This is a genomic window from Pseudomonas vanderleydeniana, assembly GCF_014268755.2.
GTDB classification, from domain to species: domain Bacteria; phylum Pseudomonadota; class Gammaproteobacteria; order Pseudomonadales; family Pseudomonadaceae; genus Aquipseudomonas; species Aquipseudomonas vanderleydeniana.
This window is the reverse complement of record NZ_CP077093.1, coordinates 4,903,378-4,915,924: the sequence shown is the minus strand read 5'-3', so window position 1 is coordinate 4,915,924 and position 12,547 is coordinate 4,903,378. Positions and strand designations below refer to the sequence as shown.

Sequence of the window (12,547 nt, the reverse complement as noted above, 5' to 3'; positions counted from 1 at the left end):
TGGGTGCTTGAATGATAACGTTATCCGTACGATGATAACGTTATCGTTGTACGACAACGTATGTCTTCAATGAGAAACGATCTACCCGCACAACAATAATTCGTGGGAGCGTCATCCATGCAAGAACCCAAGCAAAGCCGCGTCCGCTACCTGATCCTGTTCATGCTGTTCCTGGTGACGACGATCAACTACGCCGACCGCGCGACCATTTCCATTGCCGGCTCCAGCATCCAGAAAGAACTGGGCGTCGACGCCATCACCCTCGGCTATATCTTCTCTGCCTTTGGCTGGGCCTATGTGCTGGGCCAGATTCCCGGCGGCTGGCTGCTCGACCGGTTCGGCTCCAAGCGTGTCTACACCGTCAGCATCTTCACCTGGTCGCTGTTCACCTTCCTGCAGGGTTTCGTCGGTGAATTCGGCGTCTCGACCGTGGTCGTCCTGCTGGTCCTGCTGCGCCTGTCGGTGGGGCTGGCGGAAGCACCGTCGTTCCCGGGCAACGCGCGCATCGTCGCGGCCTGGTTCCCGACCCGCGAGCGGGGCACGGCCTCGGCGGTGTTCAACTCCGCGCAGTACTTCGCCACGGCGTTGTTTGCGCCGCTGATGGGCTGGATCGTCTATCGCTTCGGCTGGCAACACGTGTTCATCATGATGGGCGCGCTGGGGATGGCCTTCTCCCTGGTCTGGACCCGGGTGATCCACAGCCCGCGCAAGCATCCATTGGCCAATGCCGCCGAAGTGCAATACATCGCCGACAATGGCGGCCTGGTCGACCTCGATGAACAGAAGCCGAAAAAGAGCGGCGGCCCGCAGTGGGCGCATGTGCGCCAGCTGTTGAGCAACCGCATGATGGCCGGGGTCTACCTGGGGCAGTTCTGCATCAACTCGCTGACGTACTTCTTCCTCACCTGGTTCCCGGTGTACCTGGTCCAGGAGCGTGGCATGACCATCCTCAAGGCCGGCGCCATCGCCTCGCTGCCGGCGCTGTGTGGCTTCCTCGGCGGCGTCCTGGGTGGCGTGTTCTCCGACTACCTGCTGCGCCGCGGCCACTCGCTGAGCATGGCCCGCAAGACGCCGATCGTGCTGGGCATGGCGCTGTCCATGTCGATGATCGTCTGCAACTACGTCGAGGCCGACTGGGTGGTGGTGGCGTTCATGGCCCTGGCGTTCTTCGGCAAGGGTATCGGCGCACTGGGCTGGGCGGTGGTCTCCGACACCTCGCCGAAGCAGATCGCCGGGCTGGCCGGTGGCCTGTTCAACACCATCGGCAACCTGTCGTCGATCTCCACGCCGATCATCATCGGCTACATCATCGCCGCCACCGGCTCGTTCAAGATGGCCCTGGTGTTCATCGGCGCCAATGCGCTGATCGCCGCCATCAGCTACCTGGTGCTGGTGGGCGACATCAAGCGTATCGAACTCGCCGGCCTCGAAGAGCCAGCACCGCTCCCTCATTCCAGCACCTCCACATCGGCGCCCACCTCGCGTTGATCACCCATCACAAGAAAGGAAATGCCCATGAATGCTCTGACTTCGACCCAGGCCTCCCAGGGGGCACCGCGGATCACCGACCTGCAGGTGGTGCCCGTGGCCGGCCACGACAGCATGCTGCTCAACCTCAGCGGTGCCCACGGTCCGTACTTCACCCGTAACGTATTGATCCTCAAGGACAACGCCGGTCGTACCGGAGTAGGGGAGGTACCGGGCGGCGAAGGTATCCGCAAGACGCTCGAAGAGGCTCGCGAGTTGCTGGTGGGGCAGTCGATCGGCAACTACCAGAGCCTGCTGAACAAGGTACGCACGGTGTTCGCCGACCGCGATGCCGGTGGCCGTGGCCTGCAGACCTTCGACCTGCGTATCACCGTGCATGCCGTGACCGCGCTGGAGTCGGCGTTGCTCGACCTGCTGGGCCAGCACCTGGAGGTGCCGGTCGCGGCGCTGCTCGGTGAAGGCCAGCAGCGTGACGCGGTGGAGATGCTGGGCTACCTGTTCTACGTCGGTGATCGCCAGCGGACCGACCTGCCTTATCGCAGCGAAGACGCGGCCGACAATGCCTGGTTCCGGGTGCGCAACGAAGAGGCCCTGACACCGGAGCGGGTCGTGCGCCTGGCGGAGGCCGCTTACGAGCGCTACGGCTTCAAGGACTTCAAGCTCAAGGGTGGCGTGCTGCGCGGGGCCGAGGAGATCGAGGCGGTCACGGCGCTGTCCGAGCGTTTCCCCGAGGCGCGCATTACCCTCGACCCGAACGGTGCCTGGTCACTCAAGGAAGCCATCGCCCTCTGCCGTGACCAGCATCAGGTGCTGGCCTACGCCGAAGACCCGTGTGGCGCCGAGAACGGCTACAGCGGCCGCGAAGTCATGGCCGAGTTCCGCCGGGCCACCGGCCTGCGCACCGCCACCAACATGATCGCCACCGACTGGCGGCAGATGGGCCATGCGATCCAGTTGCAGTCGGTCGACATCCCGCTGGCCGACCCGCATTTCTGGACCATGCAGGGCTCGGTCCGGGTCGCGCAGATGTGCAACGACTGGGGCCTGACCTGGGGCTCGCATTCCAACAACCACTTCGACATCTCCCTGGCCATGTTCACCCACGTGGCGGCCGCGGCGCCGGGCAATGTCACCGCGATCGACACCCACTGGATCTGGCAGGACGGCCAGCGCCTGACCCGGGAACCGTTGAAGATCGAGGGTGGCCTGGTGCAGGTGCCGGCCAAGCCGGGCCTGGGCATCGAACTGGACATGGACGCGCTGATGAAGGCCAACGAGACCTACCGCAACATGGGGCTCGGCGCTCGCGACGATGCGGTGGCCATGCAGTACCTGGTGTCGGGCTGGACCTTCGACAACAAGAAGCCCTGCCTGGTGCGCTGAAGGAGGCGGCGCCGGGTGCGCCGCGAACCGGTCCGGGTCGTCGGATCCGCTGCGCGTGCGGTCACGCGCAGCGATTTTCCTGTATGCCGGCGTTGGACCGAATTACTCCACGGCCTCCATCACCCCGAGGTCTTCACCCAGGAAGCCGCCGCTCTGGTGCTGCCAAAGCCGGGCGTAGGTGCCGTTTTTCTCCAGCAACTGGCTGTGGGTGCCCTGTTCGATGATGCGCCCGTCGTCCATGACGATCAGGCGGTCCATGGCCGCGATGGTCGACAGCCGGTGGGCGATGGCGATCACGGTCTTGCCCTGCATCATTTCATCCAGGCTTTCCTGGATGGCCACTTCCACTTCCGAATCCAGTGCGCTGGTGGCTTCGTCGAGCAGCAGGATCGGCGCGTTCTTGAGCATCACCCGGGCGATGGCGATGCGTTGGCGCTGGCCGCCCGACAGCTTGATGCCACGTTCGCCGACCAGGGTGTCGTAGCCGGTATGACCCTGCCGGTCGCTCAACTGGCTGATGAACCCGTCGGCCTGGGCATTGGCGGCCGCCTGCTGGATCTGCGCCTCGGTCGCATCGGGGCGGCCATAGGCGATATTGTCGCGAATGGAGCGGTGCAGCAGCGAGGTATCCTGGGTGACCATGCCGATCGCGCCGCGCAGGCTGTCCTGGGTGACCTGGGCGATGTTCTGCCCATCGATGCGGATTTCGCCCTTGTCGACGTCGTAGAAGCGCAGCAGCAGATTGATCAGTGTCGACTTGCCCGCACCGGAGCGGCCGACCAGGCCGATCTTCTCTCCCGGGCGGATCTGCAGGCTCAGGCCGTCGAGCACCTGGCGCTCGCCGTTGTAGTTGAAGCTGACGTTGTCGAAGGTCACCGCGCCGCCCGACGTCACCAGCTCGCCGGCGTTCGGTGCGTCCTGGACCTTGGGGCCGCGGGTCAGGGTGTCCATGCCGTCCTGCACGGTACCGATGTTCTCGAACAGCGAGGTCATCTGCCACATGATCCAGTGCGACATGCCGTTGACCCGCAAGGCCATGGCGGTGATCGCCGCGACCGCGCCGGTACCGACGTCGCCCTGGTGCCAGAGCCACAGCGCGTAACCGCCGGCGCCGAGGATCAGCCCGACCACCAGGGCCTGGTTGACGATCTCGAACTGGCTGACCAGGCGCATCTGGCGAAAGCCGGTGTCCTTGAAGTCTTCCATCGCCGCGCGGGCGAACTGCGCTTCGCGCTTGGAGTGCGAGAACAGCTTCACCGTGGTGATGTTGGTGTAGGCGTCCGAGACCCGCCCAGTCATCGACGAGCGGGCATTGGCCTGTTCCTGGCCGACCTGGCCCAGGCGCGGCACGAAGTACAGCATGGCCAGCCCGAACAGGGCGATCCAGGCCACGAACGGCAGCATCAGTTTCGGTGCGAAACCGCCGGCCAGCGCGATGATCGCGATGAAGTACACGCCGATCCCGGGAGCGATCTCGATCACGGTGAACAGCACCTCACGCACCGCGAGGGCGGTCTGCATCACCTTGGTCGTGACCCGGCCGGAGAACTCGTCGGAAAAGAACGAGAGGCTCTGGCGCAGCATCAGGCGGTGGAAGTCCCAGCGCAGCCGCAGTGGCAGGTTAATCGCCAGGACCTGGTGCTGCATCATCGTGCGCAGCGCCACCAGGGCGATACTGATCACCAGCACGATGCCGATGCCCCACAGCACGCGGCTTTCTTCCGCGCTCACAGCGCCGCCGGCCTTCCAATTGGCGAGGAGGTCGACGACCTGCCCGAGGAAGGAAAACAGCCAGGCTTCGTAGATCGATACACCGGCGCTGAGCAGCGCCAGCGCGAGGATGTAGCCTCGGGCGCCGCGCGTGCACGCCCACAGGAACCGCAGCAGGCCCATCGGCGGTGGTGGCACCTCATCGGGCGGGAAGGGGTCGAGCCATCGTTCGAAGGTTCGTAGCACAAGGTTCTCCTAGTGGTCAGGTAGAAGCGATTCTGCCACAGCCCTGGCTTCAATCACTTACCTGCGACAAGGGCCTGGCCACATGCTCCAGGGAGCGGCGCTCGGCCGCCACGCCCCACACCGCCTGTACCCCCGCCGCCGCAATCATCAGGCCCGCCCCAATCAGGTAGCCGTACAACACGTTGGTGCGCTGGCCGGTCTCGATCAGGGCGCCGAACAGGGTCGGGCCGATCAGGCCACCCAGGCCGGTGCCGAAAGCATAGAACACGGCGATGGCCAGGGCGCGGATCTCCAGCGGGAAGGTCTCCGCCACGGTCAGGTAGGCCGAGCTGGCCGCCGCCGAGGCGAAGAAGAAAATCACCACCCAGGCGATGGTTTGCTGGGTCGCGTCGATCATCTGTTGCTGGAACAGGTAGCCGCTGAAGCACAGCAGCACCCCGGAAATCAGGTAGGTGCTGCTGATCATGATGCGCCGGCCGACCACGTCGAACAGCCGCCCGAGCAGCAGCGGCCCGCAGAAGTTGCCGAGGGCGAAGGGCAGCAGGTACCAGCCGATATGGGCCGAAGGCACGTGGTAGAAGTCGGTGAGCACCAGCGCATAGGTGAAGAAGATCGCGTTGTAGAAAAACGCCTGGGCGGTCAGCAGGGTCAGCCCGACGATGGCCCGGCGCCGGTGTTCGACGAACAGGCTGTGGACCACCTCGCGCAACGGCGTGTGGTCACGGGCGTGCAGGCGCAGCGGCGGTTCTTTCACCGGGGGCACCTCGATGCCGCGTTCGTGGTAGTGGCGTTCGATGTTGGCGACGATGCGTTCGGCTTCTTCCGGCTGGTTGTGGATCATCAGCCAGCGTGGGCTTTCCGGAATCCACAGGCGCATCAGCATGATGATCAGGCCGAGCACCGCGCCGATGCCGAAGCACAGCCGCCAGCCCAGTTCGCCGCCGGCCACGTTCGGGTCGAGCAGGACCACCGAACCGACGGCGCCCAGTGCGGCGCCGATCCAGAAAGTGCCGTTGATGGTCAGGTCGACCCAGCCGCGATAGCGGGCCGGGGTGAATTCCTGGATGGTCGAGTTGATCGCCGTGTACTCGCCGCCGATGCCGGCACCGGTGAGAAAGCGGAACAGCAGGAAGCTCCACAGGTTCCAGGAAAAGGCCGTGGCCGCCGTGGCGCCGATGTACAGGAACAGGGTGATGAAGAACAGCTTGCGCCGGCCGAGGCGGTCGGTGAGCCAACCGAAGAACAACGCCCCGAGCACCGCGCCGGCGATGTAGGCGGCGCCGGCCAGGCCGATCTCGGTGTTGTTCATGTGCAGGCTGTCCTTGAGCGCCCCGGAGACCGAGCCGGCGAGGGTCACCTCCAAGCCGTCGAGCAACCAGGTGATACCCAGTGCCAGCACCAGCAGGGTGTGGAAGCGGGTCCACGGCAGGCGGTCTAGGCGGGCGGGGATGTCAGTGCTGTAGACGCGCTCGTCCGTTGTGGAGCCGGCCGGTTCTTGCAGGGCTTGGGTTGTCATGGTCACTCCTGTTCGCTGACGGTGTTCCTCTTAGCGATGGAGCTTCGTGCCGACCCGGGAGTTCAATAAACTGCTGAGAGCTGCTGGCTGGCGGGTTATTGCACGCTGCTGGCGTCGATTTTGCCGCGCAGCAGGTTAGCCATCTCATCAAACAGAATCTGCACCGAACGCAACGACAGATTGTCCGGCCGCGTCAGCAGCCAGATATCGGTATCGCAACCCTCCAGCGGCTCGCTCAGCCGCTCGACCCCTTCGAGGCTGTCGACCATGAAGTCGGGCAGGGCCGCCACGCCCAGGCCGGCACCGACCAGGCCGCCGACCGAGGACATGCTGCTGCAGCGATAGCGCGGCACCAGGCCGGGATAGACCTGCTGGCGCCAGACCACCGACAGGTGATCGGACAGCGAGTCGTTCGGGGCGATCCAGGGCTGGTCGGTCGGCGACTGCCGATAGCCCTCGCGGTAACTGGCATGCCCGCAGACGAAGTAGGAACTCTTGCCCAGGCGCCGCCCGACCAGGTGTTCGGGCGGCGAGTTGGACAGGCGCAGGGCAATGTCCGCGTCGCGCCGGCTGAGGCTGGCAAAGTTGTTGGAGGTGGCGATTTCCAGGGAAATGGCCGGGTAGCGTGGCATCAGGGCGGCAAGCCCCGGCAGCAGCAGGCTGCGCAACACGGCATCGGTGCAGGTCAGGCGCACCGTGCCACTGATGACGTTTTCCCCATGGGCCAGGGCGATGCGCGCCGTTTCCAACGCCTGCTCGGCGCGTTCGGCCTGTTCGGCGATCGCCTTGGCGCTCTCGGTGGGGGTGTAGCCGCGGCGGTTCTTGTCGAACAGCGCGACTTCCAGGTTGGCTTCAAGCTTGCGGATCGCCCGGAACACCGTCGAGACGTCCACCTGCAACTGCTCGGCGGCTCTGGCCAGGGTGCGTCCGCGCACCAGTGCCAGCACCAGGTGCAGGTCACTGTGGGTGACTTGATATTGCATCGTTGCAATCTTCCTTTGCCAGTTTGCCGATGTGGGTTGCGTTGGTGCCACCTTATACTCGGCGTGCTACTTCGAATCAATGGCACATGGACGGGGGCGCAGGTCTGTGCAGGACCACCGCCCGCAGCCACACGCCAAATAACAAATACGCTGCACTGGCTCGCGAACCGTTTCGCCGGAGCACGTCAGCGCCAAGGATGTACCCCCTCATGAACTCCCCAGTCTCCCCTCGTGTTGTGCAGCTCAATGAAGCGAACATCTTCCTCAAGGAGAATCCCGACATTCAGTTTGTCGACCTGCTGATCACCGACATGAACGGTGTCGTGCGTGGCAAGCGCGTCGAACGCGGCAGCCTGCACAAGGTCTACGAGAAAGGCATCAATCTTCCCGCTTCGCTGTTCGCCCTGGACATCAACGGTTCCACCGTCGAGAGCTCCGGCCTGGGCCTGGACATCGGCGATGCCGACCGCATCTGCTACCCGATTCCCAACACCCTGAGTGCCGAGCCCTGGCAGAAGCGGCCCACCGCCCAACTGCTGATGACCATGCACGAACTCGACGGCCGGCCGTTCTTCGCCGACCCGCGGGAGGTGCTGCGCCAGGTGGTGCAGAAGTTCGATGAGCTGGGCCTGACCATCTGCGCGGCGTTCGAGCTGGAGTTCTACCTGATCGACCAGGAAAACGTGAACGGCCGGCCACAGCCACCGCGTTCGCCGATTTCCGGCAAGCGCCCGATCTCGACCCAGGTGTACCTGATCGACGACCTCGACGAGTACGTCGACTGCCTCCAGGACATGCTCGAAGCGGCCAAGGAGCAGGGCATCCCGGCCGACGCGATCGTCAAGGAAAGTGCCCCCGCGCAGTTCGAGGTCAACCTGCATCACGTCGAGGACGCGCTCAAGGCCTGCGACTACGCGGTGTTGCTCAAGCGCCTGGTGAAGAACATCGCCTACGACCACGAGATGGACTCGACCTTCATGGCCAAGCCCTATCCGGGCCAGGCGGGTAACGGCCTGCACGTGCACATCTCGCTGATCGACAAGAAGACCGGCAAGAACATCTTCGCCACCGACGATCCGCTGACCCATGCGCCACTGCGTCATGCAATCGCTGGCGTGCTGGAAACCATGCCGGCGTCGATGGCCTTCCTGTGCCCGAACGTCAACTCCTATCGCCGTTTCGGCGCGCAGTTCTACGTGCCGAACGCACCGAGCTGGGGCCTGGACAACCGGACCGTGGCGGTGCGCGTACCCACCGGTGGTTCCGATGCGATTCGTATCGAACACCGCGTCGCCGGCGCCGATGCCAACCCGTACCTGATGATGGCGTCGATCCTGGCCGGCATCCACCACGGCCTGACCCACCAACTGGAACCGGGCGACCCGATCGATGGCAACTCCTACGAGCAGTTGGAGCAGAGCCTGCCGAACAACCTGCGCGACGCCTTGCGCGAGCTGGACGACAGCGAAGTGCTGAACCAGTACATCAGCCCCGAGTACATCGACATTTTCGTCGCGTGCAAGGAAGCCGAGATGCAGGAGTTCGAAACCACCATTTCGGACCTCGAATACAACTGGTACCTGCACACCGTCTGAGGAGGCCGGCAATGAAAACGACAACACGTGAACAGTGGGAACGGCGCTTCAACGGCTTGAGCATCGAAGGCCGGGCGTTCATCGACGGTCACTATCGGGAGGCCGTGGCCGGTGGCTCATTCGCCAAGTCCAGCCCGGTGGATGGTCGGCTGCTGGCGGACGTCGCCAGCTGCCAGGCCGACGACGCCGAGCTGGCGGTGCAGGCCGCCCGTGCCAGTTTCGAGCGCGGTGACTGGCGCAACCAGGCGCCGGCGCAGCGCAAGCGGGTGCTCATAGGCTTTGCCGACCTGCTGCTGGCGCATGCCGAGGAACTGGCGCTGCTGGAAACCCTCGACATGGGCAAGCCCATCAGCGATTCGCTGGGCATCGACGTGCCGGCAGCGGCCAATGCCATCCGCTGGAGCGCCGAGGCCATCGACAAGGTCTACGACGAAGTCGCACCGACGCCCCCTGATCAGCTTGGCCTGGTCACCCGCGAACCGGTCGGCGTGGTCGCGGCCATCGTGCCGTGGAACTTCCCGCTGATGATGGCCTGCTGGAAGCTCGGCCCCGCGCTGGCGACCGGCAACTCGGTGATCCTCAAGCCTTCCGAGAAGTCGCCGCTGACCGCGATCCGCATCGCCCAGCTGGCGCTCGAAGCCGGTATTCCGGCAGGGGTGTTCAACGTGCTGCCGGGGTTCGGCCACACCGTTGGGCAGGCCCTGGCGCTGCACGGGGACGTGGACACCCTGGTGTTCACCGGCTCCACGCGGATCGCCAAGCAACTGCTGGTCTACGCCGGTGAGTCGAACATGAAGCGGGTCTGGCTGGAGGCCGGTGGCAAGAGCCCGAACATCGTGTTTGCCGACGCCCCCGACCTGCAGGCCGCCGCCGAAGCGGCCGCGGCCGCCATCGCCTTCAACCAGGGCGAGGTGTGCATCGCCGGTTCGCGGCTGCTGGTTGAGCGCTCGATCAAGGCGCGTTTCCTGCCGCTGGTGGTCGAGGCCTTGCAGCGCTGGAAGCCCGGGCATGCCCTGGACCCGGACACCCGCGTCGGCGCGCTGGTCGACGACGGTCACTTGCAGACGGTACTGGGCTTCATCGAGTCCGGCCGGAAGGAGGGCGCGCAACTGGTCAGCGGCGGTCGCCGTGCGCTGCAGGACACCGGTGGCAGCTACGTCGAACCGACCATCTTCGACGGCGTGGACAACGCCATGCGTATCGCCCAGGAAGAGATTTTCGGCCCGGTGCTGGCCGTCATCGATTTCGACAGCGAGGCCGAGGCCGTGCGCATCGCCAATGACACGCCCTATGGCCTGGCCGCCGCCCTGTGGACCAGCGACCTGTCGCGCGGCCACCGCCTGGCGCGGGCGTTGCGCGCCGGCAGCGTGTGGGTCAACCAGTACGACGGCGGCGACATGACCGCGCCGTTTGGCGGTTTCAAACAATCCGGCAATGGCCGCGACAAGTCGCTGCATGCCTTCGACAAGTACACGGAACTGAAGGCGACCTGGATCAAGCTCTGAGGAGCATCGCTTTCACGTTCGAGGAGTCTTTCCATGAACAATCACGTTGCAAGTTTCTACGCGGCTTCGCGTAACCTGGACACCGACTACCCGCAACTCGCCGAGTCGGTGGAGACCGATGTCTGCATCATCGGCGCGGGCTACACCGGGCTGTCCACCGCGCTGTTCCTGCTGGAGCACGGTTTCCGGGTCACGGTGCTGGAAGCGGCCAAGGTCGGCTTCGGCGCCTCGGGGCGCAATGGCGGGCAGATCGTCAACAGCTACAGCCGCGACATCGATGTCATCGAGCGCCAGACCGGTGCCCGCCAGGCGCAATTGCTCGGCGAAATGGCCTTTGAGGGCGGGCGGATCATCCGCGAGCGCGTCGCGCGTTATGGCATCGACTGCGACCTCAAGGACGGCGGTGTCTTCGCTGCCATCACCCCCAAGCAGTTGGCGCACCTGGAGTCGCAGAAAAAGCTCTGGGAACGCTATGGGCACACCCAGCTGGAGCTGATGGACGAGCGGCGCATCCGCGAGGTCGTCGGCACCGACCGGTATGTCGGCGGCATGCTCGACATGAGCGGTGGTCACATTCATCCGCTCAACCTGGCCCTGGGTGAGGCCGCCGCCGTCGCCTCGCTGGGCGGCGCGATCTACGAACAGAGCCCGGCAACCCGTATCGACCGGGGCGACAGCCCGGTGGTGCACACGTCCAAGGGCCAGGTCCGGGCCAAGTTCGTCGTGGTGGCCGGTAACGCCTACCTCGGTGGGCTGGTGCCGGAACTCGCCGCCAAGTCGATGCCGTGCGGTACCCAGGTGCTGGCGACCGAGCCGCTGTCCGAGGACCTGGCGCGCAGCCTGCTGCCGCAGGACTACTGCGTCGAGGACTGCAACTACCTGCTCGACTACTTCCGCCTGACCGCCGACCGCCGGCTGATCTACGGCGGTGGCGTGGTCTATGGCGCGCGCGATCCGGCGGACATCGAGGCGATCATCCGGCCGAAGATGCTCAAGACCTTCCCGCAGCTCAAGAACGTGAAGATCGATTTCACCTGGACCGGCAACTTCCTGCTGACCCTGTCGCGCCTGCCGCAGGTCGGGCGCCTGAGCGACAACATCTACTACTCCCAGGGCTGCAGCGGCCACGGCGTGACCTACACGCACCTGGCCGGCAAGGTGCTGGCCGAGGCGCTGCGCAGCCAGGCCGAGCGTTTCGACGCCCTCGCCGGGCTGACCCACTACCCGTTCCCGGGCGGGCGGCTGCTGCGCGTGCCGTTCACCGCCATGGGCGCCGCCTACTACCAGCTGCGTGATCGCCTGGGTGTCTGAGCCTCTGCCGTCAGCCCGGCGCTGACGGCATTTTTCTGGAGAATGACCATGTCCCGCGTGCCCCTGATCGGTGTCACCGCCTGCCGACAACTGCTGGGTAAATACGATTCCCACACCGTCGGCGACAAGTATGTCGAAGCCGCAGCCGAGGCCGGGCTGCCGGTGCTGCTGCCAGCGCGCAGCCTCCCCAGCGATCCGCAGGATCTGCTGGAACACCTCGACGGCCTGCTGTTCACCGGTTCGCCGTCCAACGTCGATCCTTCCCTCTACCAGGGCGAGCCGAGCCTGGAGGGCACCGCCCACGATGCGGCGCGTGACGCCAACACCTTGCCGCTGCTACGCCTGGCCATCGACAAGGGCATTCCGGTGTTCTGCATCTGCCGTGGTTTCCAGGAGCTCAATGTCAGCCTGGGCGGTTCGCTGCACCAGCGCGTGCAGGAGCTGCCCGGTTTCCTCGATCACCGCGAGCCGCAGGCGGATTCACTGGCCGAGCAGTACGCGCCGCAGCATGCGGTCCAGGTGCAGGCCGGTGGGGTGTTCGAACAGCTTGGCCTGCCGGCCGAGTTCCGCGTCAACTCGCTGCACAGCCAGGGCATCGACCGCCTGGCACCTGCGCTGCGGGTCGAGGCCCTGGCACCGGATGGCCTGGTCGAGGCCGTCTCGGTCCGTGACTCGCGAGGCTTCGTCGTGGGGGTGCAATGGCACCCGGAATGGCGCCTGAACGAGAACCCCGAATCGCGCACCTTGTTCCAGGCGTTCAGGGATGCCTGCGAGCGTTATGCCGAGGTGCGCCGAGCGCGCTGACTGCGC

Annotated in this window: 9 protein-coding genes; 6 read left to right on the top strand and 3 right to left on the bottom strand. The window is 65.4% G+C overall.

What is annotated here, in order from left to right; genetic code table 11:
* The first annotated feature begins 117 nt into the window (after window positions 1-117).
* Together HU752_RS22040 and gudD are read left to right on the top strand one after the other, a co-directional pair.
* Entirely contained in the window at window positions 118-1,488 is a 1,371-nt protein-coding gene (locus HU752_RS22040; protein WP_186675351.1) for an MFS transporter, read from the top strand.
* Between the two features lie 27 nt (window positions 1,489-1,515).
* Entirely contained in the window at window positions 1,516-2,871 is a 1,356-nt protein-coding gene (gudD, locus tag HU752_RS22035) for a glucarate dehydratase (protein ID WP_186675352.1), read from the top strand.
* Between the two features lie 102 nt (window positions 2,872-2,973).
* Here the strand turns inward: gudD and HU752_RS22030 are convergent, their stop codons facing one another.
* The 3 genes from HU752_RS22030 to HU752_RS22020 all read right to left on the bottom strand — a co-directional run bounded on the left by HU752_RS22030 (window position 2,974) and on the right by HU752_RS22020 (window position 7,326).
* Complete coding sequence (locus tag HU752_RS22030) at window positions 2,974-4,827, bottom strand: ABC transporter ATP-binding protein (RefSeq protein WP_186675354.1); 1,854 nt, start codon at window positions 4,825-4,827, stop codon at window positions 2,974-2,976.
* A 49-nt stretch (window positions 4,828-4,876) separates the two neighbouring features.
* On the bottom strand, window positions 4,877-6,343 hold the full coding sequence (locus tag HU752_RS22025; protein ID WP_186675355.1) for an MFS transporter: 1,467 nt from the start codon (window positions 6,341-6,343) through the stop codon (window positions 4,877-4,879).
* Window positions 6,344-6,438: 95 nt separating this feature from the next.
* Window positions 6,439-7,326, bottom strand: a complete 888-nt coding sequence (locus HU752_RS22020) for a LysR family transcriptional regulator (protein ID WP_186675358.1) — start codon at window positions 7,324-7,326, stop codon at window positions 6,439-6,441.
* 209 nt (window positions 7,327-7,535) lie between these two features.
* Between HU752_RS22020 and HU752_RS22015 the strand changes: the two genes are divergently transcribed.
* From HU752_RS22015 to HU752_RS22000, 4 genes are read left to right on the top strand one after another with little or no spacing between them, the layout of a single operon-like run.
* Entirely contained in the window at window positions 7,536-8,921 is a 1,386-nt protein-coding gene (locus HU752_RS22015) for a glutamine synthetase family protein (RefSeq protein WP_186675360.1), read from the top strand.
* Window positions 8,922-8,932: 11 nt separating this feature from the next.
* A complete protein-coding gene (locus tag HU752_RS22010) occupies window positions 8,933-10,426 on the top strand; it encodes an aldehyde dehydrogenase (protein ID WP_186675362.1) in 1,494 nt (497 codons plus the stop codon).
* Between the two features lie 33 nt (window positions 10,427-10,459).
* Window positions 10,460-11,737 (top strand): NAD(P)/FAD-dependent oxidoreductase, encoded by a 1,278-nt coding sequence (locus tag HU752_RS22005; protein WP_186675364.1) that lies wholly within the window; start codon window positions 10,460-10,462, stop codon window positions 11,735-11,737.
* Window positions 11,738-11,785: 48 nt separating this feature from the next.
* A complete protein-coding gene (locus HU752_RS22000; RefSeq protein WP_186675366.1) occupies window positions 11,786-12,541 on the top strand; it encodes a gamma-glutamyl-gamma-aminobutyrate hydrolase family protein in 756 nt (251 codons plus the stop codon).
* Window positions 12,542-12,547 lie beyond the last annotated feature (6 nt).

Bases quoted from the DNA above. Each gene is read 5' to 3' on its own strand.
- HU752_RS22000 (WP_186675366.1), top strand. From the start codon at position 11,786: ATGTCCCGCGTGCCCCTGATCGGTGTCACCGCCTGCCGACAACTGCTG.
- gudD (WP_186675352.1), top strand. From the start codon at position 1,516: ATGAATGCTCTGACTTCGACCCAGGCCTCCCAGGGGGCACCGCGGATC.
- HU752_RS22005 (WP_186675364.1), top strand. From the start codon at position 10,460: ATGAACAATCACGTTGCAAGTTTCTACGCGGCTTCGCGTAACCTGGAC.
- HU752_RS22015 (WP_186675360.1), top strand. From the start codon at position 7,536: ATGAACTCCCCAGTCTCCCCTCGTGTTGTGCAGCTCAATGAAGCGAAC.
- HU752_RS22040 (WP_186675351.1), top strand. From the start codon at position 118: ATGCAAGAACCCAAGCAAAGCCGCGTCCGCTACCTGATCCTGTTCATG.
- HU752_RS22025 (WP_186675355.1), bottom strand. From the start codon at position 6,343: ATGACAACCCAAGCCCTGCAAGAACCGGCCGGCTCCACAACGGACGAG.
- HU752_RS22020 (WP_186675358.1), bottom strand. From the start codon at position 7,326: ATGCAATATCAAGTCACCCACAGTGACCTGCACCTGGTGCTGGCACTG.
- HU752_RS22010 (WP_186675362.1), top strand. From the start codon at position 8,933: ATGAAAACGACAACACGTGAACAGTGGGAACGGCGCTTCAACGGCTTG.